24 protein-coding genes, 1 riboswitch and 1 other annotated feature (1 of these 26 only partly in view) are annotated in these 23,446 nt (G+C 39.9%); of the genes, 5 read left to right on the forward strand and 19 right to left on the reverse strand.

Annotated elements, in window-relative coordinates; all coding sequences use genetic code 11:
• Window positions 1–82 precede the first annotated feature (82 nt).
• Window positions 83–205, reverse strand: a complete 123-nt coding sequence (locus G7057_RS11925; RefSeq protein ID WP_257787739.1) for a hypothetical protein — start codon at window positions 203–205, stop codon at window positions 83–85.
• Window positions 206–406: 201 nt separating this feature from the next.
• Here G7057_RS11925 and G7057_RS04320 point away from each other — a divergent pair, with 201 nt between their 5' ends.
• Window positions 407–670: a type B 50S ribosomal protein L31 gene (locus G7057_RS04320; protein WP_076768223.1), complete on the forward strand. Its 264-nt coding sequence runs from the start codon at window positions 407–409 to the stop codon at window positions 668–670.
• 259 nt (window positions 671–929) lie between these two features.
• Here the strand turns inward: G7057_RS04320 and traF are convergent, their stop codons facing one another.
• The 8 genes from traF to G7057_RS04360 all read right to left on the reverse strand — a co-directional run bounded on the left by traF (window position 930) and on the right by G7057_RS04360 (window position 8,705).
• Window positions 930–1,289 (reverse strand): conjugal transfer protein TraF, encoded by a 360-nt coding sequence (traF, locus tag G7057_RS04325; RefSeq protein WP_076768221.1) that lies wholly within the window; start codon window positions 1,287–1,289, stop codon window positions 930–932.
• A gap of 47 nt (window positions 1,290–1,336) precedes the next feature.
• Window positions 1,337–2,596, reverse strand: a complete 1,260-nt coding sequence (gene rho, locus G7057_RS04330) for a transcription termination factor Rho (RefSeq protein ID WP_076768219.1) — start codon at window positions 2,594–2,596, stop codon at window positions 1,337–1,339.
• A gap of 42 nt (window positions 2,597–2,638) precedes the next feature.
• A complete protein-coding gene (locus tag G7057_RS04335; RefSeq protein WP_076768217.1) occupies window positions 2,639–3,904 on the reverse strand; it encodes a UDP-N-acetylglucosamine 1-carboxyvinyltransferase in 1,266 nt (421 codons plus the stop codon).
• Window positions 3,905–4,029: 125 nt separating this feature from the next.
• The gene (locus tag G7057_RS04340) at window positions 4,030–4,818 is read right to left on the reverse strand and encodes an AAC(3) family N-acetyltransferase (protein ID WP_076768215.1); all 789 of its coding nucleotides are present in this window, start codon (window positions 4,816–4,818) and stop codon (window positions 4,030–4,032) included.
• A 73-nt stretch (window positions 4,819–4,891) separates the two neighbouring features.
• Window positions 4,892–5,749 carry a class II fructose-1,6-bisphosphate aldolase gene (gene fba, locus G7057_RS04345; RefSeq protein ID WP_076768212.1) on the reverse strand — a complete coding sequence of 286 codons (858 nt, stop codon included), beginning with the start codon at window positions 5,747–5,749 and terminating at the stop codon, window positions 4,892–4,894.
• Window positions 5,750–5,884: 135 nt separating this feature from the next.
• A complete protein-coding gene (locus G7057_RS04350; protein ID WP_166161606.1) occupies window positions 5,885–7,474 on the reverse strand; it encodes a CTP synthase in 1,590 nt (529 codons plus the stop codon).
• A 162-nt stretch (window positions 7,475–7,636) separates the two neighbouring features.
• Entirely contained in the window at window positions 7,637–8,230 is a 594-nt protein-coding gene (gene rpoE, locus G7057_RS04355; RefSeq protein WP_319592860.1) for a DNA-directed RNA polymerase subunit delta, read from the reverse strand.
• Between the two features lie 43 nt (window positions 8,231–8,273).
• Window positions 8,274–8,705: a DUF1934 domain-containing protein gene (locus G7057_RS04360; protein ID WP_076768206.1), complete on the reverse strand. Its 432-nt coding sequence runs from the start codon at window positions 8,703–8,705 to the stop codon at window positions 8,274–8,276.
• Window positions 8,706–8,861: 156 nt separating this feature from the next.
• On the opposite strand from G7057_RS04360, the gene G7057_RS04365 reads away from it, so the two are divergent.
• The 4 genes from G7057_RS04365 to G7057_RS04380 all read left to right on the forward strand — a co-directional run bounded on the left by G7057_RS04365 (window position 8,862) and on the right by G7057_RS04380 (window position 12,625).
• On the forward strand, window positions 8,862–9,695 hold the full coding sequence (locus tag G7057_RS04365) for a lipoate--protein ligase family protein (protein WP_166161610.1): 834 nt from the start codon (window positions 8,862–8,864) through the stop codon (window positions 9,693–9,695).
• A 17-nt stretch (window positions 9,696–9,712) separates the two neighbouring features.
• Complete coding sequence (locus G7057_RS04370; protein WP_166161612.1) at window positions 9,713–11,074, forward strand: HD domain-containing protein; 1,362 nt, start codon at window positions 9,713–9,715, stop codon at window positions 11,072–11,074.
• Between the two features lie 142 nt (window positions 11,075–11,216).
• A complete protein-coding gene (locus tag G7057_RS04375) occupies window positions 11,217–11,996 on the forward strand; it encodes a hypothetical protein (RefSeq protein WP_166161614.1) in 780 nt (259 codons plus the stop codon).
• Window positions 11,997–12,001: 5 nt separating this feature from the next.
• Window positions 12,002–12,625, forward strand: a complete 624-nt coding sequence (locus G7057_RS04380; protein WP_166161616.1) for a hypothetical protein — start codon at window positions 12,002–12,004, stop codon at window positions 12,623–12,625.
• A gap of 32 nt (window positions 12,626–12,657) precedes the next feature.
• Here the strand turns inward: G7057_RS04380 and G7057_RS04385 are convergent, their stop codons facing one another.
• The 10 genes from G7057_RS04385 to G7057_RS04430 form a co-directional block, all read right to left on the reverse strand.
• Window positions 12,658–13,104 (reverse strand): hypothetical protein, encoded by a 447-nt coding sequence (locus G7057_RS04385; protein WP_166161618.1) that lies wholly within the window; start codon window positions 13,102–13,104, stop codon window positions 12,658–12,660.
• A 62-nt stretch (window positions 13,105–13,166) separates the two neighbouring features.
• Complete coding sequence (locus G7057_RS04390) at window positions 13,167–13,688, reverse strand: VanZ family protein (RefSeq protein WP_166161620.1); 522 nt, start codon at window positions 13,686–13,688, stop codon at window positions 13,167–13,169.
• 215 nt (window positions 13,689–13,903) lie between these two features.
• Window positions 13,904–15,340: a 6-phospho-beta-glucosidase gene (locus tag G7057_RS04395; protein WP_166161622.1), complete on the reverse strand. Its 1,437-nt coding sequence runs from the start codon at window positions 15,338–15,340 to the stop codon at window positions 13,904–13,906.
• Window positions 15,341–15,846: 506 nt separating this feature from the next.
• A complete protein-coding gene (locus G7057_RS04400) occupies window positions 15,847–17,103 on the reverse strand; it encodes an adenylosuccinate synthase (RefSeq protein ID WP_166161624.1) in 1,257 nt (418 codons plus the stop codon).
• Complete coding sequence (purB, locus tag G7057_RS04405; RefSeq protein WP_166161626.1) at window positions 17,100–18,398, reverse strand: adenylosuccinate lyase; 1,299 nt, start codon at window positions 18,396–18,398, stop codon at window positions 17,100–17,102. The genes G7057_RS04400 and purB overlap by 4 nt, the downstream gene beginning before the upstream one ends.
• A gap of 240 nt (window positions 18,399–18,638) precedes the next feature.
• On the reverse strand, window positions 18,639–19,613 hold the full coding sequence (locus tag G7057_RS04410) for a Gfo/Idh/MocA family protein (RefSeq protein ID WP_166161628.1): 975 nt from the start codon (window positions 19,611–19,613) through the stop codon (window positions 18,639–18,641).
• 16 nt (window positions 19,614–19,629) lie between these two features.
• Complete coding sequence (locus tag G7057_RS04415; RefSeq protein WP_166161630.1) at window positions 19,630–20,556, reverse strand: serine hydrolase; 927 nt, start codon at window positions 20,554–20,556, stop codon at window positions 19,630–19,632.
• A gap of 126 nt (window positions 20,557–20,682) precedes the next feature.
• On the reverse strand, window positions 20,683–21,231 hold the full coding sequence (locus G7057_RS04420) for a folate family ECF transporter S component (protein WP_166161632.1): 549 nt from the start codon (window positions 21,229–21,231) through the stop codon (window positions 20,683–20,685).
• A 42-nt stretch (window positions 21,232–21,273) separates the two neighbouring features.
• Window positions 21,274–21,380, reverse strand: a riboswitch (THF riboswitch).
• A 108-nt stretch (window positions 21,381–21,488) separates the two neighbouring features.
• Window positions 21,489–22,649: an aminotransferase class I/II-fold pyridoxal phosphate-dependent enzyme gene (locus G7057_RS04425; protein ID WP_166161634.1), complete on the reverse strand. Its 1,161-nt coding sequence runs from the start codon at window positions 22,647–22,649 to the stop codon at window positions 21,489–21,491.
• A complete protein-coding gene (locus G7057_RS04430; RefSeq protein WP_227004656.1) occupies window positions 22,633–23,136 on the reverse strand; it encodes a GNAT family N-acetyltransferase in 504 nt (167 codons plus the stop codon). The genes G7057_RS04425 and G7057_RS04430 overlap by 17 nt, the downstream gene beginning before the upstream one ends.
• 189 nt (window positions 23,137–23,325) lie before the next feature.
• Window positions 23,326–23,446: a binding site (T-box leader), on the forward strand (it continues 146 nt past the right edge of the window).

A 23,446-nucleotide genomic window follows, 5' to 3' on the forward strand; every position in this document is an offset into this window, starting at 1 on the left:
CAGCACCTTTATTTATTCTGTATGGTACAGCAAGACATAAAAAGACGGCGCCGGGACAAATTCCCAGCACCGTCTTTATTTTTTATCTTAGTGTTTTTAAAGCTGTTGCCCAAGCAACTGTTGTATTTAATACCGCTTGGATTGTTGGTTCGTGAACGTCTGCTGGTGCAAATGTTCGAACAGATACTGGTTTTATTAGTGTCATTCTTTACACTCCCTTCATATATATAATCCGCAAACAAAGTCCATTTCTGTTTTTTTAATTGCACTATTTTACCTCTAAAAATCATTGCATTTTGGAATGTGTAGTGGTATTATCTTAATGTTATGGGCGAGTGACCAATTCGTGTATAATAATCAACTCTGATTTAGGAAATATCTCAGGGCATAAAGGAGAGAAAATAGAATGAAACAAGAAATTCATCCAAGTTACCAACAAGTTGTCTTCATGGATACTACAACAGGTTTTAAATTCTTGTCAGGATCTACTAAAGGTTCTAGCGAAACTGTTGAATGGGAAGATGGAAATACATACCCATTAATCCGTGTTGAAATTTCATCTGATTCACATCCGTTCTATACTGGCCGTCAAAAATTTGCACAAGCAGAAGGACGCGTTGGTCGTTTCAACAAAAAATACGGTTTCAAAACAGAAACAGAAGAAGCTTAATTTCACAAACAAAAGAGCTGAGACAGCATTGTCTCAGCTCTTTTTGTCGTTTAGGGAGTTAGCATTGTAAGATACAGCTCTTCTTTTTGGTCTGTATCTTACATGGGATGGCTGATATGTAAGATACAGCCTCCCAATGACTAGCTGTATCTTACATTTTGACTAACAAATGTAAATTACAGCCGTATTTTTAGAGCTGTATCTACCATCTAGACACAAAGAACCCCTTCTAGGCACAGCCGAGAAGGGGTTCTTCCATTTAGTTAGCTAGTAATTCTGTTAGTCTTTCTTCAGAAGCACCACTATCAATGTTTAAGTTTGTAAAGGCATTTTCGCCATCAATCGTAACCACTTGAGGTACCAAAGGCACAGTCATTTTATCGCGTAATGCTTTCAATTCTGGATCACTCGGTGTATTCAAGCTATTCAAGTAGTGGACAGTTAAGCCATTTTGTTGGCGAACATTTTCCAATTTCGGTACAAACTTTTGACAGTATGGACAGGTTGGTTTTCCAATAAATAGGATTGTTTTTTCACCTTTAGCTAAACGGTTTTCAACGTCTTGCGCTGTAATTTCAATAAAGTTGTTAACAACTTCTTCGTATTGATCTTGACTCATTCCTATCTCTCCTTTAAATCATGCTACAGTCATCATAGCATGGATCATTATTTCATTAAAGAAATGCGGGTTGAGAATTCCTCATTATTTTTAGTCGTACGTAACTGTTTCAAGAATTCTTCTGTATATTCTAAGGCATCGCCACGCATGGTCTTACGCAACTTCCAAATGCCTTCCATTTCCTTGGTCGTCAGCAGCGATTCCTCACGGCGCGTTCCTGATTTCTTAATATCAATAGCCGGGAAAATACGACGCTCAGCCAATTCACGCGATAAGACAATCTCTGAGTTCCCCGTTCCCTTAAACTCTTCGTAAATCATATCGTCCATGCGGCTACCTGTATCAACAAGGGCCGTTGCTAAAATAGTCAAGCTCCCGCCATCCTCGATATTTCGTGCCGCCCCAAAGAAGCGTTTCGGCCGGTAAAGTGCAGCTGGATCAATCCCACCGCTCAATGTACGTCCACTTGGCGGAATCACTAAGTTATAAGCACGCGCAAGACGGGTAATACTATCCATTAAAATAACGACATCGCGTTTATCTTCGACTAGACGCATGGCACGTTCCAAAACTAATTCACTAACGCGAACATGGTTAGATGGTTGCTGGTCAAAGGTTGAATAAACCACGTCACCATCTACACTTCTTTCAATATCAGTTACTTCTTCTGGACGCTCGTCAATCAAGAGCATAATCAATTCGACATCAGGATAATTGGTCTTGATACCATTGGCAATAGCCTTCAATAAGGTTGTCTTTCCTGCCTTAGGTGGCGCGACAATTAAGCCACGTTGACCAAAGCCGATTGGCGAAATCAAATCAATCATGCGGTTGGATAGATTTTTTTGACTGGTTTCAATGACAATTTTTTTGTCGGGATAAATAGGCGTTAAGCCTGGGAAATGCGAGCGTTCCTTAGCTTCTTCTGGGTTTCTACCATTCACGCTATTAACTTGCATTAGTCCATAATAACGTTCAGATGCTTTGGGTGGCCGCGCTTTACCGCCTACTTTGTCACCATTTCTCAAATCAAATCGGCGAATTTGGGAAGACGATATATAAATATCTTCTTGGCTCGGCGAATAGTTGATTGGTCGCAAAAAGCCATAGCCCTCTTGAGAGATAATATCCAGAACACCTTCTGTCATAAAGAAGCCTTGTTTTTCTTCTTGAGCACGAATCACCGCATGGGCAAGTTCTTTTTTGGTCATCTGGCTATAATAAGGAATTTTATATTCCTTGGCATAGGTATAAATCTCTTTCAAGGTTTTCTGTTCCAGTTCTTGAAGGGATAACATATCTTCCATTTGTGGTCACCCACCTTCCTTTTCCTTCTATAGTCAACAGTTTTAGTCTTCAATCATTTGAATGTCTGCACCTAAAGCTGTTAGTTTATCAATAATATTGTCGTAACCTCTTAATATATTTTCAACACCTGAAATGGTGGTTGTTCCCTTAGCCATCAAGCCGGCAATAACAAGACAAGCTCCCGCACGCAAGTCAGTCGCTTTCACTTCTACACCGGTCAATTGATTTGGTCCTGTTAAAATAATGGTGTCACTTTCTACTTTTGCACGGGCACCCATGCGAACAAGTTCAGGAATATGGTTGATTCGTTTGGGGTAAATGGTATCGATAATCGTGCCATCACCATGAGCCTTCAGCATCAATGGGGTTAGTGGCTGTTGTAAGTCAGTTGCAAAGCCTGGGTAAGGTAATGTTTTGACATGTGTCATTGTTAGATCATCTGATTTGTGGACAAGAATACTATCTTCTCCAATTTCCATCTTAACGCCCATTTCTTCCATTTTTGCAACAAGACCTTCGATGTGCTCCACGATCACATTTTTCACGTGAACACGTTCGCCCATCGCTGCAGCTGCAGCTAGATAGGTCCCTGCTTCAATGCGGTCAGGAATGACGGTATGACGGCAACCACTTAGGCGACTCACACCTTCAATTCGAATCACGTCAGTACCAGCCCCACGGATTTTAGCACCCATATTGTTTAGTAGGGTACAAACATCAATAATTTCAGGTTCCTTAGCAGCATTTTCAATAATGGTTTTTCCCTTTGCCTTAACGGCAGCTAAGATGGTGTTGATGGTTGCGCCAATGGAAACAACATCCAAGTAAATGCGATCGCCAACTAACCCTTCTTCTGGTGTTGTTAAGTAAATGGCCCCTAATTCATTGCGGACATTAGCACCAAGCGCTTCAAATCCCTTGATGTGTTGGTCAATCGGACGAGGCCCTAAATAACAGCCACCTGGTAATCCAATAACGCCTTCACCAAACTTAGACAAAACTGCTCCCATGAAGTAATAGGATGCTCTTAAGTTCTTAATTTTCCCAGTTGGCATTGGAATAGAAACCATGTTTGATGGGTCAATGGTTAGGACACCACGATCGGCTTCAAAAGTCACTTCAACATTGAAATCACGTAAAATATCAATTAAAGAATGAACATCTTGAATATCAGGGATCCCCTCAAGAGTTACCACTGAATCTGCTAAAATTGATGCAGGAATAAGGGCAACCGTACTATTTTTCGCACCACTGATGGTGACTTCTCCATTCAATGGTCTATCACCATTGATGACTATCTTTTTCATGAAAAGACCTCACTTTATGATTTATCTCTTATTATAACGCTCTTTGCTTTCGCTATCTTATTCTAACAAAATAAGACAATGCTTGGCTATGATTTCGCAATTTATCCAGCAGAAAGGCGCCTTTTTTATTTATTTTTAAAGAAATGTCTCATTTCATCAGTCAAAGGTTTATTCTCAGTAAATAAATCACTGTTATGTCGAATCATTGGTTCAAGAACGTCATATAACTTCGCAGCATCACAAACTCGAACGGTTGCATCGCCGAACTTACCGATGGTCATAGCACCTTCTTCTACGAGAAGGTCGTCTACTTTCCAATAGTGCTCAGACCAAGATGGTCCAATATGACGCCTTGAAGGAACGGAATGTTTTACACCATCTGGTGAAATGCTATAGAGTTGCTGATGACTATCAGAAATGCGTCCCGGTACATTCAACCACTCTTCAATACCATGAATATAAGTATTTTTGGTTAAGTCGACACCCAACAAAACAATTTGGGCTTGGCGATCTAGCAATTTACCCCAAACAGAATCTCTTGCACAAGGGGTATCAAATGTTTCTGCCCCTTCTACAAAACTACTAGCTTCTTTACCCATAGCAGCCACCGAATGAGTGGGATGCCATGAACGAATAGCACCGTCACGCTTACGAAACAACTCCGTTAAAACGCCTACATTTGTCTTCGAATCTTCAACAGAAAAAACGGGATTATCTTCCTTAATGTATGCCCAAGTATGAGTCGGCAAAACAAGTAGCCCATCCTTCATATACTCAATAAAGCTATCCAAAACGGTATCTGGTCCGCCGTCGACGTCACCGATACTCTTATATGATGAATGAATTAAAACAGTACCATTTCTATCAATACCTAGGTTTTCGAGTTGCACCATGAAATCATTTTTTGTATACATAACAATTCCCCTTTAAACTCATCATTAATAAAAAAAAACCAGGGCCTAAGCCCCGGCTTTTGGATAGTTGCTATTACGCTTTTTGGCTTGATCCAAATACATTCATTGTATTTTTAACCAATTTAACGATTGCATCTTTTCCTGGCCCAATAATTTTACGTGGGTCATATTCTTTAGAGTCGTTAGCTAATTTTTCGCGAACTGCAGCTGTCCAAACTTGTTGACATTCTGTGTTTACGTTAATTTTGCTGTGACCGTATTCGATTGCTTGTTGGATTTGGTGTTGTGGAATTCCTGAACCACCATGCAATACTAATGGTGCATGTGTTAATTCAGAGATTTCTTTCATTTCGTCAAATCCAAGGTTTGGTTCACCTTCGTATGGTCCGTGAACTGAACCTAAAGCTGCTGCTAGAGCATCGATTTTTGCTTCTGTTACCATACGTAGACATTCTTGAGGATCTGCGTATTGGATTCCGCCTGTTACGCCATCTTCAGTACCACCCACAGTACCTACTTCTGCTTCAACTGAAGCACCTTTTGAATGAGCGTATTCAACAACGCGAATTGTTTGAGCGATGTTTTCATCGATTGGGAACTTAGAATTGTCAATCATAACTGAAGAGTATCCAGCGTCGATTGCATCTTTACAGTTCTCGTAACTTGATCCATGGTCTAAATGAAGTGCAACTGGAACAGTAATATCCATTGTTTCTAACAATGCACTTACCATTGAAGCAACAACCAAATGACCTCCCATATATTTTGCTGCACCTTCAGATACACCTAAAATTACTGGAGAGTTTTCTTCTTGTGCTGCTTGCAATACTGCTTGTGTCCATTCTAAGTTATTGATGTTGAATTGACCTACAGCATATTTACCTTCCAATGCTTTATTTAACATTTCTGTCATACTTACTAACCGACTCATGTTTTTTTGCCTCCTTGGAACTACCCATTTTGTTTGTTTCTTAGACTCACTAACAAGACTATTGTAACAAAATTTGTCCCGGATTACTACCAAATGAGCCTATTAAAATACAAAAATGAACACTTTATTACCGATTTATATGATTGATTTAATAAAACCGCTAAATAACGGGTGGGACGAATTAGGACCACTTAGAAATTCCGGATGAAATTGGGTTGCTAGAAAGTAAGGATGATTGTTTAATTCAATTATTTCAACTAATTGGCCGTCAGGTGATAATCCAGAGAACTGAAGGCCTGCTTGTTGGCAACTATCACGGTAGTCATTGTTAAATTCGTAGCGATGACGGTGGCGTTCTTCTATCAATTCTGCTTGATAAAGCGAGTAAGCGAGACTATCCGCTCTTAATTGACAAGGATAGAGTCCTAATCTTAAACTGCCGCCTAAATCACCGTTTTTCTCTTGATGATCCATTAAATCAATAATTGCGTGAGGCGTTTGAGGATTAAGTTCGCTTGAGTGGGCCTCCGAAAGACCCACTACGTGCCGTGCAAATTCAATACAAGCTAGCTGCATCCCTAGACAAATTCCTAAGAAGGGTAATTGTCGTTCTCTGGCATAACGGATAGCATCAATCATCCCTTCCGTCCCTCTCTCGCCAAAGCCACCAGGCACTAGCAAGCCGTCAACATCATCCAATTCACTGCTAATTGTTTCTGCAGTCACTGACTCTGCATCAATCCATTTGATGTCTATCTGTCGATCATAGCTATATCCAGCATGCTTTAGTGCCTCAACAATTGACAAATAGGCATCCGGCAACGCCACATACTTGCCAACAATACCAATGCGAATAGATTGAGTCGTTTGTTCTACCTTTTCAACAAAACCTTCCCACTCACTTAAAGTCCCCTCTAGAGCATTTAGTTTTAAACGACTTAAAACAGCATCATCCATCTTCTGATCTTTCAATAGCAAAGGGATACGATAAATATTGGCTGTGTCTGGCGATTCGATAATAGCATCTAAATCGACATCACAAAAAGCAGCTAATTTTTCTTTTGTAGACATCGGAAGAGGCTGTTCTGTACGTAAGACTAAGAAGTCGGGCTGAATGCCTAAGCTTCTCAGCTCTTTCACACTGTGCTGAGTCGGTTTAGTCTTAAATTCGCCCGCTGCCTTCAAATAAGGAACAAGGGTAACGTGAATGTATAAGACATTATCTGGACCAGCAGTTTTCTTCATCTGTCTTAAGGCTTCCCAAAACGGTAATGATTCAATATCCCCAACGGTTCCACCCACTTCGGTAATAACGATATCCGCATCTGTTGATTGGCCAGCTTTGACAATTTTTTCCTTAATCGCATCCGTTATATGGGGAATCACTTGAACGGTTTTACCTAAGTAATCACCCCTGCGTTCTTTTTCAATGACTTCTTTATAAATACGGCCACTGGTGACATTGGAATAGCGGTTCAGGCGGATTCCCGTAAATCGTTCATAGTGGCCCAAATCAAGATCAGTTTCCGTTCCATCATCAGTGACATACACTTCCCCATGTTGGAAAGGGCTCATCGTACCAGGGTCGACATTCATATAAGGATCAAATTTTTGAATGGTTACCTTTAATCCTCGTTCCTTCAATAATTTAGCTAACGATGCTGCGATAATTCCTTTCCCAATTGATGAGACAACGCCACCTGATACAAACACATACTTTGTCATAAGTAAAACCTCCTTTGATTTAGGAGGGAAAAATAAAAAAATCCCCATTCCAAAACTGGAACAGGGAGAATTATCATTTTATGTGCGCCTACGTAACCGTTTGGTTTGTAGTGAGCCCATCAATTATTTTACTCGCATTTAACTGTGAGGTCAATCAAAAGATTATAACTCTTCTTCTTCCTCTTCTTCATCAGCTTCAATATCATCGTCATCAATGAGCGTTAAGTCTTCTTCGATGCTTTCAGGCACATCATCTAACTCATCATCTAGATTATCTGCTAAATCATCGTCAATCTCTGCCTCATCATCTTCGATAACATCATCCGCTTCACTCTCGTCCTCTTCTTCATCTGAGACAAAAGTATCTTCTGGATCATCATCGTTGTAATCAATCACGTCATCATCTTCAGATGTCGCAAAGGCATTTAGTTTCTTACGTTTCTTACGACGTACACGTACTTCATCTTCATCAATAGAAGAAAGGATTTCCTCATCAATAGAATCAATCGGATACCAAGAACGTAGTCCCCAGCGGTTTTCTCCTAAAGAAATAAAGCTTCCGTCAACGTTTAAATTGGTATAGAAGCGAACCATACGGCCTTCCAATTCTTCTTCAGACAACTCAAGATACGCTTGAATACGTTCAAGCAAGTGGTTGAATTCCAACACTTCGCCGGTCTCTTCTAAAATCGCATGTGCCACTTCAATCATCGATAATTCATTTTTATTTATTCCGTCTAATTCCGCCAGCCTCACCGTGCCACGTCCTTTCAAAAATCTACTCTTTATCATACAATATTTAGGTAGTAAATTGCAACGTCATTCCGTAATTTCCCAATACTTCTTGATTTGATTCTAACGCATAATCTAATTGAATTGTACCAGAAAAAGGTTGATCATGATAATTTTGTAATAATCGTTTGGTTACTGTCTCTAATTCCAACAATCCAGCTGGTGTTGGCAGTAGCGCATTCCCCTTTTCACCGGCCTCAAAAGCCATACGTGTTGCTATGCCTTCCTCTGAACGTCGGATAATCGTTACTTTTCCTGCCTTAGACACTTTTAGGGTCACCTTATGCTTGGTTTCAGCTTCTTCATAACGTAAATAGAGCCATTCACCCATTTGCACCATTTGCCCATTGCCTTCGTAAAGGAAAATCTCACGTTCTCCTTCTTGTTCAATGATTGTTTCTAATCGGTACTCTACTACTGTACTCTTATCAATTGGCAAGTCTGTCACTCCTTTCTTGCCATTATTCCATTTTCACTCCTAGTATAACTTTTTCTTTCAAACAAGGTCAACTCTCCTTTATTAATAATTAGCTTAAAAATCTGCTATAATTAACTTATATATACTACTGATTTCACATAGATTGGACGCATTTTTATGACAGACTTTTTACATGAATCTATTTTTGAGTTATTTGACTCGTCAACAACACCTTTACGCTCACAAACTTATGCTCACTTTGCGCTCGGTGATGCCTTCATTCGGCGTGTTAACCAGCCTAATAGATCAGCAATCGCCCATTTTTGGCCAATCGAAAATATGGTTATTTTAGGCATGATGGATACCAAGCTACCTTACTTGGCTGATGGGGTTTCCTTTTTAGAAAACAAAGGCGCTCAAGTCGTCGTTCGGCCGGCAGGCGGATTAGCTGTTGTGGCCGATCCAGGTATTCTTAATTTTTCGCTTATTTTACCAGAAGCTGACGATGAAAAAATCAGTATTGATGATGGCTATCAAGTCATGGTTGATCTGATTAGCCAAGTTTTTGCGCCTTATGGCAAAGCAATTGAGGCTTATGAAATCGTTGATTCTTACTGCCCAGGTAAGTTTGACCTCAGTATTGATGGCAAAAAATTCGCTGGAATTGCCCAAAGACGATTTAAAAAAGGAATTGCTATTATGATTTATATGAGTGTCGAAGGCGACCAGAATGGCCGCGGCAAACTAATCCAAGTCTTTTATGAAGTAGGTTTAAAGGGTGAAGAAACCCAGTGGAGCTTCCCTCTCGTTAATCCAGATTCAATGGCTAACTTGTCCGATTTACTCGATACGCCACTGACAGTCGCTCAAGTGAAACAAATGATAATCGACACCTTAATAAAACAAGGCAATCACTTAGTTGAAGGTGACTATACAGCAGACATTATGACAGCCTACCATGACGCCTACACTAAAATGGAAAAAAGAAATCGCCAATTGTTTGGAAAATAAGAAAACGAGGTGACCCTATGCAAACCTATTATGTAACTGACATGCTGGCCAAAGAAAAAGTATTTCGTGATCCTGTTCACGGCTATGTCCATATCCAACACCGTGTCATCCTTGATTTAATCAATACAAAGGAATTCCAGCGCCTACGCCGGATTAAACAATTAGGAACAGCTTCCTTTACCTTTCATGGTGCAGAACATTCTCGCTTTAACCATTCTCTAGGCGTGTATGAAATTGCTCGACGGATTTGCGATAAGTTTATCCGTAATTACCCAAGTGTCGAAGACGGCGATGGTCTATGGGATGACCGCGAACGTTTAGTTACCCTTTGTGCGGCTCTACTGCACGACTTGGGACATGGTCCGTTCTCTCATACCTTCGAGAAAATTTTCGATACAAACCACGAAGAAATCACAGTTGCGATTATTACATCGCCTGAAACAGAGGTTAACCGGGTTTTGCGCAGTGTCGGACAAGATTTTCCAGAGCAAGTAGCATCGGTCATTGCCAAAACCTATCCTAACCCTCAAGTGGTTCAAATGATTTCTAGTCAAATTGATGCTGACCGAATGGATTACTTGTTGCGTGATGCTTATTATTCTGGAGTAACTTACGGAACCTTTGATTTAACGCGTATTTTACGGGTTATTCGTCCCTATGCCAATGGAATTACCTTCGACATTTCTGGAATGCACGCTGTTGAAGACTATGTGGTGAGCCGTTATCAAATGTATATGCAGGTTTATTTCCATTCTGTTTCACGTGGTATGGAAGTGGTCTTATATCATTTGATGAAACGCGCTAAGGATATTTACCTCAATGACCAGACCGACTTGCACCATTCGGCGACTTTTTTACAACCTTTTTTCAAAAACAGTTGGAGATTGGAGGATTACTTGCGTTTAGATGATGGCGTGTTAATGACTTATTTTAATCACTGGTGTGAAGATAGCGATCCAACCCTAAGTGATTTGGCTGGTCGTTTCTTAAATCGGAAACCATTTAAGTCTGTGCGCTTTAAACGGGATACTGATTTACCGACCATTGAACATTTGCAAGCTTTAATTGAAAAGATGGGCTACAATCCTGATTATTATACATCAACAAATAATAGCTTTGACTTGCCTTATGACCTTTACCGCGCAGGTGAAGCTGGTAGCAAAACGCAGATTGAATTTATTCAGAAAAATGGCGATATCATTGAACTGTCTCAAGTTAGTGCTATTGTCTCTTCTCTGACTGGAAAAATGCGTGGCGACGAGCGACTATACTTTCCTCGCGAAATCACACATGGTTTTTCTTCTGAAGGCGTCAATTTATTCGATAATTTAGCAGAGCAATTCCGCTCTTATATCGAAAATGAAGAGATTATTCGGTAAATAATCAGCAGCAACTTGAATCTTATGGATCAAATTGCTGCTGATTTTTATTTGTATCTCTAATCTTTTCAATAAGCGGACTATTCATTTAAAACTATCTTAAGGTATAATAGTTTTAAATGAGACTAAAGGAGTGATTGTTTTGGGTAAAAAAATGCCAATACTTGTTACCATCCTAAGCTCTTTCCTACTCGTTGCTTGCAGCGGAACGACTAAAGAAGTAAACAAAATTGAATCCGCTTTCGCTAAAAACGACACCTTAACGAGCGGGGCTTTTACGATTAGCTTAAATCAGGGTAACCATAATGAAGGCATCAAGCAAGAAACAAACGGTGTCTTTATCCAGACTGATAGCGACCCTGTTTTTTATTCTGAAACGATTTATAGTGATCGTATGTCAACAAAAGTCCTTTACCAAGACAAACAACGCTACGAGCAAGTCACTAGCGGCGACTTAGATTCGGAATGGTCGCTAACAAATAAAGATAGTGACCAGGAAATGAGTGACTTATTACCTAGCCTATTTGATAGTGATCTTGAAGAAAAACACATTCAAACCCTTGAGAAAGATGGCCAGATTTATACAGTCACCTTAAATGACCAATTTATTACTGACCAGATTGCTGACCTAAAGGAAGAAATGGCAGATGCCATGGATGATATTCGAGACTCTGATCTTGATTCCAAAGAAGATATACTCGCTGCTTATGAGCAGTCCTTAGAGTTCTCATTGCTACTACTAGAAAATACCAGCTCTTATACTATCACCTATACCATTGACCAAGACGGTTACTTAACAGAAACAAAAATCGAGCACCATTACCAAATTGACGACCAGGATACTTATCTCATTCATACAACTAGCCTAACCGACTATCCACTCGACAAGCCAGAATCACTTATTCCACAAATAGAAGGATGATTGTCATGCCCGCTTTTTTTAAGCAAACCATTGCCTGCTTATTACTGTTACTACTGCTACCTAGCCCAATACAAGCAGTCACAACTGAAGACATCACAATCAATGTTGTATCAGAGACAACTGTTGATGACATCGAACAGTTTGGTGAAAACGTAAGCCCGCCTAAAGATGGCTACTCTTATCTACCGCTTTATTATAAACAAGATAGTATTTCTTTAATTGAGCGTTATAAGCTCATTGACCAACTATCGGTAACCAATCAATCGTCTGGCGATGTAACGGTTCAATATTCTCAAATGACATTGGTTCCTGTTAACTGGCAAGTCGGTAGCGTCATGAAGCAATCTGCCTTTCAAAAACCGCTTCTCAAGCAAATCAGTGATGCCTTAGAACAAACTGCCAAAGATACGATTGTAACCAATCTTGACCAAGCCTATCCGCTTGATCCCGAAATTTTATTACCCGACGAAAATATTCGCATAGCCGTCTATCAGCAAGCAGCCGTTTCTAGCGGCACCCTTTATTGGAAAAAATACACACCTTCTGGCTCGCTGGTAGGCATTTACTCGCAACCTTCTGGACGACAGGCAGCACCTATTGATGCGATAACCATTGATATTGTGAAGTAGAAAAAGCTGAGACAATTTGCGTCTCAGCTTTTTTATAGTTCATTTTTTAAATAAATGGTTTTACTTTGTTTTTTCTTAGAATGGTGCAAGTGGATTTCGTTAATATCATCATAGTTAGATAGGCCTGTTAAAGGAATTTCAATGAAGAGATCTTTAGATGGATGGGCAAAAGAAAAATCTTTGTAGAGCTCAACTCTTGCAATTCGCTTGTCAACCGAACATTCTACTTCGTATCCGCCATAATCATAAAATCGATTGAAACCAACATGGAGCGTCACTATACTGTTCTCACTCAATGAATCCCCATTTAAGGAAACAGCAGCATTTTCCACATTGCCCAAATCAACAATCAAATTGCTCTCCCAACTTTGAACAATAAGGTAACCGATAGTCGGCACCGCAAATAGACATAATAGGGCAATCATCATTATTTTTTTGCTTACTCGATTTGTCATTTTCTCTGCCTTTTTCACTACCATCTTCTCCATTCTAAACTATTAGCTCTAGTGTATCACTCTCTTAGCAAAAACTCACAAAATAGTCATATATGAATACTTTTTATAAAAAAGGTGTAAATCATCCAAAAGCAAAGGTAAAAGAGATAGCCTGATTTAATCAAAAAACGGTCTGCTTTTTCTTCGGATAAGACTAACCGCAAGATCGCATAAAGCGCTAGACCAATGATGCCCCCAGATAGATTAGTGATGACATCGGTAATGTCACAGGCTCCTAGTGAAAATAAATACTGTGACCCTTCTAGCGCCATTGTGGTCGCCAGCATAATAATGATTTTTTTAAAGGTGGATAAGTGCTTGCTAACAACTGGAAACAACAAGCCATATGGAACGAAAATCAAAATATTGTAAATAATTTCCGTATAATCAATGCGGCCATTAATGCGTTTAGGCGCCTGAAACGGCTCTAAATTAACTGTGCCAAAATTTTCATCGCTCAATAGTTTAATGTCATCTGGATGAAGCTGAAATTTAAATAAAATAATCCAGATAATTGCGATGAGATAGAGAACGAATAGCCACTTCCCTAATTTTTCTTTATTCTTCAACGCGGCCACTCCTCGAATGTTTTCATTGCTTTAAAATAACAAAAAATACCTCTGATTTCTAGTATAGTCACTAAGATGTAACCTTTTTTTAAAAAAGGCAGGACATTTTGTTTGAAATTGTCGATACAGCTAGGTTAGAACTATTTTTTCTAAACTGTATCTTACATTGCTAGCAAAAACAGCCAAGGTGCAGAGCACCTTGGCTGTTTGAAAAGCTATTTATTGTTTGATAGGTCTTCCCCATTTGTAGCTATAACCTTTTTATACCAGTCAAATGATTTTTTCTTACTGCGTTTTAGCGTTCCGTTACCTTCATTGTCTCGGTCAACATAAATGAAGCCGTAACGTTTCTTCATCTCACCTGTTCCAGCTGAAACTAAATCAATACAGCCCCAAGTGGTGTAGCCCAATAAGTCAACACCATCCAAATCAACAGCATCTTTCATGGCTTTAATATGGGCTGCCAAATAATCAATCCGATAATCATCTTCGACATAACCATCTTCATCTGGCACATCAACTGCACCTAAGCCATTTTCGACAATAAATAATGGTTTTTGGTAGCGGTCGTACAAGTCATTCATAGTAATTCTTAAGCCCAATGGATCAATTTGCCAACCCCATTCGCTCGCTTCTAGATAGGGGTTTTTAACTGACGCAAAAATATTGCCTTCTGTTTTCGCTAACAATTCTGGGTCCGCAGTTGCTACACGAGAGGAGTAGTAAGAGAAGGAAATGAAATCAACGGTATGGGCTTTGAGAAGTTCCAAATCGCCCGCTTCCATTTCAATCTGAATACCTTGTCGTTCTAGCTCTTTCAATGCGTAGGCAGGGTATTCTCCGCGTGATTGAACATCAATAAAGAAATAATTTTCCCGATCTTTTTTCCGACTTTCAAAGACATCTTCGGGGTTTGAGGTGTAGGGATAGTAGCCGCCAGCTGCTAGCATACAGCCCACTTGGTTCTCCGGATCCACTTCATGAGCAATTTTGGTCGCAATGGCGCTCGCCACTAGTTCATGATGGGCTGCTTGGTATTTGACTTGCTCTTTGTTGTCACCTTCTTCGAAATAAAGGCCTGCCCCCATAAAAGGTGCGTGTAAAATCATGTTAATTTCGTTGAAAGTCAGCCAATACTTCACTAGCCCCTTGTAGCGGGTAAAAATAGCTCGGCATAAATTCTCGTAGAAGCCAACTAGCTTGCGGTTGCGCCAAGCCCCATAGTTTTCCACTAAGTGAATCGGACAATCAAAGTGGGTAATGGTAACGAGCGGCTCGATGCCATACTTGCGGCATTCGTTAAAGACATCTTCATAAAACTGCAAGCCTGCTTCGTTTGGCTCCGCTTCGTCCCCTTTTGGAAAAATCCGCGACCACGCAATCGACAAACGATAGGTCTTAAAGCCCATCTCCGCGAACAAGGCAATATCCTCTTTATAACGGTGGTACATATCAATGGCTTCTTTAGCTGGATAAAAATGCTCATCGTCAAAATCAACCATCTTCATCTGACCCGTGATAATGGGGTAGCGGTCCTTACCAATCGGCACCACATCCACATTGGCTAACCCACGGCCACCTTTATCATAACCGCCCTCGCATTGATTGGCCGCTGTTGCGCCGCCCCATAGAAAATCATGTCTAAATCCCATTCTTACAGTCTCCTTTATTGGATGAAATCGTTATCTCTCTTCCTTATAACCTAGATTTCAACAAAGGTCAATCGATTATAATCGGCTTTTATTTAAGAATTGAAACCGTTATACTATAAAAAAAGAGAAGGAGGTGTCCTATGTCAACGTTAATCGATCATTTGACTGTCGTATTCATTTTTTTAGTGATTTATTTTATAGTGTGTGTATTGATTGCGTTTATTGTCGCTCTCATCAAATGGCGCAAACACGGCTTCCTCTTAAGTTTCAAAGATACCTTTTGGACTTTTTTTCTCGAATTGCTCAATCCTTTTCATTATTTATAATAATCAAGCGAATCGAATCCTACTTAAAACTAATACGCCCTCAAAGTTAGACTATACACGCTAACTTTGAGGGCGTATTTTTTTGTTGGCAAAGTTTGTCGATACAGCCTAAAAATTTTCGCTGTACCGTACATTGCTAACAAAAAACCAAGGCGCTTTGCGCCTTGGTTTCAGAAATGGTTAATCCATATGTAGGATAAATGTTTTTTTGTCCATAATATCTTCGGTTTTTGGTCCGTAAGAAATATAGTCGACTTCCAAACCAAGTTCTTGTTCGATAAAGGTAATGTATTTCAAGAAATGAATATCAAAGACGTTTTTCCAACCTTTTAAGGTTTTGTAGATTGGTTTTGCGTGACGGAATTCGTCAGCAATCATCGGCATTGCCTTCACTTCGCCGTTGATTTCGTAGCCTACACAAACTTTCACAGTATCGTAACCGTCTAAAACGTCACCTTTTGTCAATACAATGCCATTTAATTTAGACTTGCGGATGGCATAGCGCAGCTGTGGTAAGTCTAACCAGCCTACGCGGCGATCTCGACCAGTCGTTGCACCGTATTCATTCCCTAATTGTCTCAATCGATCTGCTTCTTCACCATCAAGTTCAGTTGGAAACTCACCTTCACCAACGCGAGTGGTATAGGCTTTAACAACACCCATAACATTGTCGTCTTCGGTTAGAGTTAAATCAACTGTTGATGCACCATGTGCTGTTGTCTGGCTACTCGTCACAAATGGATAGGTACCAGAGTCGATATCGAGCATAATACCTTGCGCGCCTTCTAGTAAAACTTTTTTGCTTTGCAAGTCTTCATACAGTTCAGAACTAGATGTCAGCTGGCATCCCAATTCTTGAATACGGCGAAATTGCGCTAAAATGGTTTGATAAACCGTATCGGTATCCAAATTCAATTTACCTTGGTAGACATTATTTTTTAAGTAAATAATATTTTCTAGTCGTTCATAGAGACGGTCTTCGTCAAATAAATCAATTAAGCGAATGTTTTCACGGGAAACTTTGTCCGCAAAGCTAGGGCCAATCCCACGTTTGGTTGTGCCGATTGGGTATTTACGCATATCTTCTAAAACAGCATCTTCCTCTTTGTGATAAGGCAAGACTAAGAAGATTTCTTTATCAATGGCAAAGCGTTTTGAAATACCTTTAAAATCAGCTTCCAAGACTTCTAACTCTTTAATCATTTGTTCTAAATCTAAGGCCATACCTTTCGATAAGACTCCGATTGAGTTTGTTTCCGGTGAAATGGATGGCAACAAGTGGTTGACATATTTTTTACCGTTAAAGTAAATCGTATGGCCAGCGTTGGCTCCCCCTGAAAAGCGGATAATATAATCGTACGCTTTGGAAAAGTGGTTAACAATTTTCCCTTTCCCTTCGTCTCCCCATTGTGCTCCTACAATCGCTAATTTTTTCATTTGGTTTCCTCAAACTTTCTATAAACAGAGTGGATGTTTCTTGTATAAAATGTTGGATCAAATAAGTGATCTAATTCAGATTCCGTCAAGATTCCCATGATGTCTTCATCCTTCAATAAATAGTCTTTAAAGGATGATCTGCTATCCCAAGCCTGGAGGGCATTTTTTTGAACTAGTGTGTAGCTATAGTCACGACTGTGTCCCTTATCAATGAGTGCTAGCATAACGCGTTGCGAATAGACAAGCCCATAAGAGGCATCCAGATTCTCAAGCATACGGTCTTCATTAACAATCAGATTTTGGAGTAAGTCTTGTGCTTTTTCCGTCATATAAAACACAATCTGAGTAGCATCTGGGAAAATAAAGCGTTCGGTTGATGAATGCGAGATGTCGCGTTCATGCCACAAGACAATATTTTCATAAGCAATTGGCACCATCGAACGAACCATGCGAGACAAACCTGTTAAACGCTCTGACAAAATCGGGTTCTTTTTGTGCGGCATAGCTGATGAGCCACGTTGGCCTTTTTTAAAGCCTTCTTGAGCTTCTAAGACTTCTGTTTTTTGAAGGTGGCGTATTTCTACCGCAATACGTTCAATGGATGACGCTACAAGAGCTAAGACATGGATAAACTCCGCGTGAGTATCACGAGCAATCACTTGAGTGGCCGCCAATGTTGGCGTTAAGTCAAAGTATGCTAATGCCAATCGTTCAATTTCTGGGTCAATATTCGCGTAATTACCAACTGCGCCTGATAAAGTTCCAACAGAAAGGGCGGTGCGAACAGCTTTCATGCGGTCAATATTCCGGTCACATTCAGCCACATAGCCTAACAGCTTGAATCCAAAACTCGTTGGCTCGCCGTGAATTCCGTGTGTGCGTCCGACTGTAATGGTGTCTTTGTATTGACTGGCTTTTTGATACAAAACTTGGCGGTAATCGCTAAGAGATTTTAAAATAATGTCCAAAGCATCACGTAACAATAGACTAGTTGCGGTATCTTCCACATCTGAACTGGTTAAACCTAAGTGGAAAAAGCGACTTTCATCCCCCATTGGGCTTGTCACACAGTTAACGAAAGCGATGAAATCGTGGTTGACGATTTCTTCTTCCGCTAAAATAGCAGTTACGTCAATGGTTGCAGCAGCTTTGGCCTTATCGTGCGTGCCTGGTGGGCAGATTCCCACTTCCTCAAAAGCCGAGATAACTGCCAATTCCACATCCAACCATTTTTGGTACTTAGCTTCCAAATCCCATAATTCTTTTATGGGTGACAACGAATAGCGTTCAATCATTTGACCACTCCTTTTCGCAATTAGTTTACGTCAATTTAGGACCATTTTCAATGAAAAAATAATTCTGGTCAACATTCCAGTATTTTTTTCACATCCTTAACAGATGATTGATAAGTCGTATCTGCCTCAAACCGCCTTTGCTTAGATATTCATTTATTAAATAAATTAATTTATGAAAGAGTGATATTTTGTAAGAAAAAAGAGCTGGGAAAATTCTCCCAGCTCTCGTCTTATTCATGACTATTCAAAATCATATTCCAATCCCCATTGTGAACGAACCTCATCCATAATCGCTAAAACATCTAAGGAATAATCGATGTATGGATTTCCTTCTTTACTGATAATCAGTTTGGAAATTGCCTCTGCTTCGTAAGCCAGCCCTTCTTCCGATTTACCTTGTTCAAAGACACTCACTTCACCTGTGTTACGTGTTAGAACGGCGCGGTTTGAGCGTGGGTAATCCGTAATGGTAACATAACCTTCTTCGTAAGCGACAATCCCTTGCTTGGGCAATTTCGCTCGGAAAGTTAATGAAATATTAGCAAGTTCATTTTCTTTGTTTTTCAGCATAATGACAGAACTTTCATCAACACCTGATTGATGCAAGTGAGCCATCGACTGGATCTCTGTCGGCTGACTCGATAAGAACCAACGCGTAAAATGCAAAGCATAAACCCCAATATCAAAGAGTGCACCGCCCGCTAATTCTTTATTAAAGTAATAGTAACTTGGATCAGTGTCCTTGTAGCTACCAAAATTAACTTGCACCATTTTTAGAGGACCTAATTTTTCTTTCGCTAACCAATCAAAGAGGTTTTGGTAGAGTGGCATATAATGAATGGTCATTGCCTCAAAGAGGTAGACTTGTTTTTCTTTGGCTAATTGGTAGGCAGCATCTAACTGCTTTTTATTGATTGTAATTACTTTTTCACAGACGACATGTTTACCTGCTTCAAGAGCTGCCATCATGTAGTCGTAGTGGGTATTGTGGGGTGTCGCAATATAAACGACATCCACCGCTGGATCAGCTAGCAAGTTCTCAAAACTGCTATAAGCTTTTTCAAGTTTGAACTCTTGAGCAAATGCTTGGGCTGTTTCCTCACGACGCGAAGAGACGCCATATAAACGGGCATTAGTTGCCGAAAATTGTCCTGCGAACTCTTTGGCAATCGTTCCTGTTCCAACAATTGCCCAGTTTAGTGTTTGATTCGTCATCATTATTCCTCCATTATTATTGTAATTGTTGCCACTCTTTAATTTGATAATTTAATTCTCCCATAAATTCATCGACATTTTCTAATCCGTACGTTAGAACGACTAAAAGGTAAACTGCCTCTTCGTCTTCATAATAAATGCCTGTATCGTGCTGCCATGCGCCGTAACTCCCATATTTTGCTGCCATACCCGTCGTAACATATTGCTTTAAGCGGAAACCATCCTGCGCCTGTAGCATCACATCAATAATTGGTTGGTAACGCTCATCTTCTGTCAGGCGTTTTAAAATGGCGGCTAAAATATCAGCTGTCGTTTCGTTGTTCTCAAAGGCTTCTAGCGGAATATCTGTTTCACCACTGAAATCTAGAATTGCTTGGCGGTAGTCACTAAATGTGTCGCGATAGTAAAAGGCCAGTATATTGGTTGCTGTATTATCAGAATAGGTTAGCATTTGGTCAATTAATTCTTCAACCGTATAGGCGTATTGTTTCTCTGAATTGGTAATCGCGCCATCACCTGACTCATAGTAACTGTCGTAGTAAGGCAACTCGCTATCCCACGTTAAGTTTCCAGCCACAATTTGATCAACAAAAATCGCTGCAATACCTACTTTTATCGTACTAGCGGCTGTTACCAAATCGTCCTCATTCAACCGATAATCGTTACCTTTTTTAAGATCCTCATACACAATGGAGACTTGATCATCTTGAACATTAAATTCTGCCATAATTCCTTGAACGACATCTTCTATACTTGCAACTACTGGGTAGTCACCGTCTGACATTTTATTATGATCGATCATAATTTTAGCCGATGCGACTAGCTCATTTTTACTGTTTCCCAGTACTAAACTTTTCTTATGTGATAAAGCGAAAATAATGATTACTGATATGACTATCATCATTCCAGAAAATATAACATGGAATTTCCTTTTTTTACTCATAATTTACTCCTAAGATCGTTCTTCTATTAAAACGATACCATAAATCCCTTAATTCTACCTTAAAAACGATTATCTAATCATAAAAACTAGCCATATTCAAAATATGACTAGCTTTATTTATTCTATTTAATTTATCCAGTGAATCGGATAGCCTTTCATTGCCCGTCTAATCGAGGCATTTTTCATTACCCAGTACATAATCCCTACTTCGATAGGGAGGGTAATGATATTTTGAGCTAAACGAATCGGTAACATACCCCAGAAAGCTTGGTCGTATAAAATACGCAGCCATAATGAGTTCATACCAACATTGACGATAACCGTTACTGCCAAACACGCCATCATAATGCGTTTGAGAGTCAGTGGTTTACGATATAAAATCATACCATAAATAATCGGTGCTACCGCAGCTGAAATTGTAAAACCAGGTGAAAAGGCAAATCCTTTTGGAAAAAGGAAAAAGCCAGCAACATCAGCCAAGGCACCAGAAAAAGCTCCTACCCAAGGCCCATACATAATAGCCAACAAAATGGTTGGTATAAAGCTAAACCCAACTCTTACAAACTGGGTTTCGACTGCTAAAAAGCGTGTTAATACCACTTTCAAAGCAATCATTAAGCCAATGACAGCAATGTCTCTGGCCATGAACATGGACACGGATTTTTTATTTTCCATGAACCGCAACTCCTTTATAGAGCCGCTACACGATTTCTCATATGCAGCGAATGCAAGAACAAAACCGCAAATAAAGGTCTCCCTTTACTTTTCGTTCGGAGGCAACATCCCATCCATCCGACACTTAACGCTTCATTCTCTACTCTGATTTATTTCCCATATCGGGATTACATGCATTTTACAACGGATAGAGCTGAAATACAACCGCAAGATAGCAAACGGCGATGGATGAGTGAATAGAACCTACTTTTCCGATTCTATTCACTCTTTCCCATATAATTCGTTATCCGTTTCATCGCTTCTTCAATGCCTTCTTGCGACAGGGCGTAACTCATCCGAACATAGCCCTCTCCGCCAGGACCAAACACGCTTCCTGGAATCAAACCCACTTTTCCCTTTTCTGCTAAATCGCGACAAAAGGCCTGATCGTCCTTACCAAACTGTTGGGGTAATTTAATAAATAAATAAAATGCCCCGCTTGGTTTTGCTAATTCGAAGCCTAGATTGGTTAAGGCACCGACGCAATAATCTCGTCGTTTCTCATATTCTGCCTTCATCAAGGCAACGGCTTCTGCCCCATGATTGAAAGCTTCTTCTGCTGCTTTATAAGAAACAGTCACACCTGTCGTAATCGCCATTTGGTGTGTTTTAAAAATAGGTGGCAACCATTTTTCCTGAGTGGCAATAAAGCCGACACGCCAGCCTGTCATCGCAAAAGCCTTCGAAGCACCACTAATTAAAATAGTTTGTTCCGGCAACAAGCGGGCAATGGATAAATGCTCTTGGTCGTAAGTTAGTTCACTATAAATTTCATCACTAATGACAAAAACCTCATATTGACGAATGGCTTCAACCAGCGCTTGTAATTCATCCGGCGTATAAGTCACACCGGTTGGATTACTCGGATAGTTCAAAATAATCGCTTTCACATCATCATGGTCAGCCATTACTTGATGAACCTGATCAGCCGTTAATAGAAAACCACTCTCAGAAGTATTCACCTCAATCGTCTCACCATAAGCAATGGTTGCCGACAATTTGTATAAAGGAAAGCCTGGCGTTGGCACAATAATTTTCTCACCTGGATTCAAAATCGCTTTTAGAACGGTCGAGATTGCTTCGGTTGCGCCAACAGTCATTAAAATTTCACTTTCTGGATTATAGTCTAACTGATAGCGACGTTTTAAATAGTCAGCGACAGCTTGACGGACACCAATCGCACCCATCGAGTGAGAATAATGAGACTCATCTTCTTGGATTGCTTTAATAGCAGCATCCTTAACGTGTTCGGGCATACTAAAATCGGGTTCGCCAATGGTCATTAGAATACAATCGTCAATACTTCTGAACAGCTGGTCAAATACCCGAATTGCTGACGGTTGAATTTTATCTAATTGTTGATTAGTAGTTAGTGTCATAAGCATCGCCTCCGTATTTTTTTAAAGTTTCACCAGATAAACGGTGAACCGTCCAGTCAGTCATCCCAACTGCCCCTTGCGATTCATAGAATTGAATGCTCGGCTTATTCCAATCCAAACACGACCATTCCATCCGCTCACAGTCACGCGCAACAGCAATTTTAGCAACTTCTTGAAAGAGCGCTTTGCCGTAGCCTTTACCACGCTCATCCTCTAAAACAAAAAAGTCTTCTAAATAAATGCCTGCTTTACCTAAAAAGGTTGAATAATTATGGAAAAACAGTGCAAATCCTACCGCCTTTCCATCTCTTTCTCCGATTAAGACTTCTGCATGCTTGTCATCGAATAAGGACTTCTCCAAACTTTCAGGTGTTGCAACAACCTCATCTGACATTTTTTCGTAGTCAGCTAATGCTTTTATAAAGTTAAAAATAATATCTACATCCTGACGCTCTGCCAGTCGAATATGGAATGCTTGTTCTACCAACGTCTTCACTCTTTTCATCAAATTCTCATTTTTGTTATTTTTTCATTGTAGCAGTCTTTCCATTATTTTTAAATGATTAATTTTAATTGCTATATAATAAGGTTTAGACGTGCTTTTTCTGAAAAAGAAAAAAGATTTGAAAAATGATGTTGACAGTAAATGAGAAATTGGTTATAGTAAGCACATCGCAAAAACACTTTGAAGAGAAGAGTAAGGTATTCTTTCCTTTTTTAGAGAGCTTGGTTAGGTGAAAGCAAGCAAGGAACAGGTAGCTGAAGATGGTCTCTGAGTGGCTTATCCGAGTAGGGAA

Origin of the sequence: Jeotgalibaca arthritidis (genome assembly GCF_011100465.1) — a bacterium.
Taxonomy (GTDB): domain Bacteria; phylum Bacillota; class Bacilli; order Lactobacillales; family Aerococcaceae; genus Jeotgalibaca; species Jeotgalibaca arthritidis.

Excerpts from the sequence above, each read along its gene's own strand:
- fba (WP_076768212.1), bottom strand. The coding sequence starts at position 5,749 with ATGAGTCGGTTAGTAAGTATGACAGAAATGTTAAATAAAGCATTGGAA.
- rho (WP_076768219.1), bottom strand. The coding sequence starts at position 2,596 with ATGGAAGATATGTTATCCCTTCAAGAACTGGAACAGAAAACCTTGAAA.
- G7057_RS04365 (WP_166161610.1), top strand. The coding sequence starts at position 8,862 with ATGACAGACTTTTTACATGAATCTATTTTTGAGTTATTTGACTCGTCA.
- G7057_RS04350 (WP_166161606.1), bottom strand. The coding sequence starts at position 7,474 with ATGACAAAGTATGTGTTTGTATCAGGTGGCGTTGTCTCATCAATTGGG.
- G7057_RS11925 (WP_257787739.1), bottom strand. The coding sequence starts at position 205 with ATGACACTAATAAAACCAGTATCTGTTCGAACATTTGCACCAGCAGAC.
- purB (WP_166161626.1), bottom strand. The coding sequence starts at position 18,398 with ATGATTGAACGCTATTCGTTGTCACCCATAAAAGAATTATGGGATTTG.
- G7057_RS04370 (WP_166161612.1), top strand. The coding sequence starts at position 9,713 with ATGCAAACCTATTATGTAACTGACATGCTGGCCAAAGAAAAAGTATTT.
- G7057_RS04320 (WP_076768223.1), top strand. The coding sequence starts at position 407 with ATGAAACAAGAAATTCATCCAAGTTACCAACAAGTTGTCTTCATGGAT.
- G7057_RS04340 (WP_076768215.1), bottom strand. The coding sequence starts at position 4,818 with ATGTATACAAAAAATGATTTCATGGTGCAACTCGAAAACCTAGGTATT.
- G7057_RS04400 (WP_166161624.1), bottom strand. The coding sequence starts at position 17,103 with ATGAAAAAATTAGCGATTGTAGGAGCACAATGGGGAGACGAAGGGAAA.
- G7057_RS04415 (WP_166161630.1), bottom strand. The coding sequence starts at position 20,556 with ATGAGTAAAAAAAGGAAATTCCATGTTATATTTTCTGGAATGATGATA.
- G7057_RS04425 (WP_166161634.1), bottom strand. The coding sequence starts at position 22,649 with ATGACACTAACTACTAATCAACAATTAGATAAAATTCAACCGTCAGCA.
- G7057_RS04380 (WP_166161616.1), top strand. The coding sequence starts at position 12,002 with ATGCCCGCTTTTTTTAAGCAAACCATTGCCTGCTTATTACTGTTACTA.
- G7057_RS04385 (WP_166161618.1), bottom strand. The coding sequence starts at position 13,104 with ATGGTAGTGAAAAAGGCAGAGAAAATGACAAATCGAGTAAGCAAAAAA.
- G7057_RS04410 (WP_166161628.1), bottom strand. The coding sequence starts at position 19,613 with ATGACGAATCAAACACTAAACTGGGCAATTGTTGGAACAGGAACGATT.
- G7057_RS04420 (WP_166161632.1), bottom strand. The coding sequence starts at position 21,231 with ATGGAAAATAAAAAATCCGTGTCCATGTTCATGGCCAGAGACATTGCT.
- G7057_RS04335 (WP_076768217.1), bottom strand. The coding sequence starts at position 3,904 with ATGAAAAAGATAGTCATCAATGGTGATAGACCATTGAATGGAGAAGTC.
- traF (WP_076768221.1), bottom strand. The coding sequence starts at position 1,289 with ATGAGTCAAGATCAATACGAAGAAGTTGTTAACAACTTTATTGAAATT.
- G7057_RS04395 (WP_166161622.1), bottom strand. The coding sequence starts at position 15,340 with ATGGGATTTAGACATGATTTTCTATGGGGCGGCGCAACAGCGGCCAAT.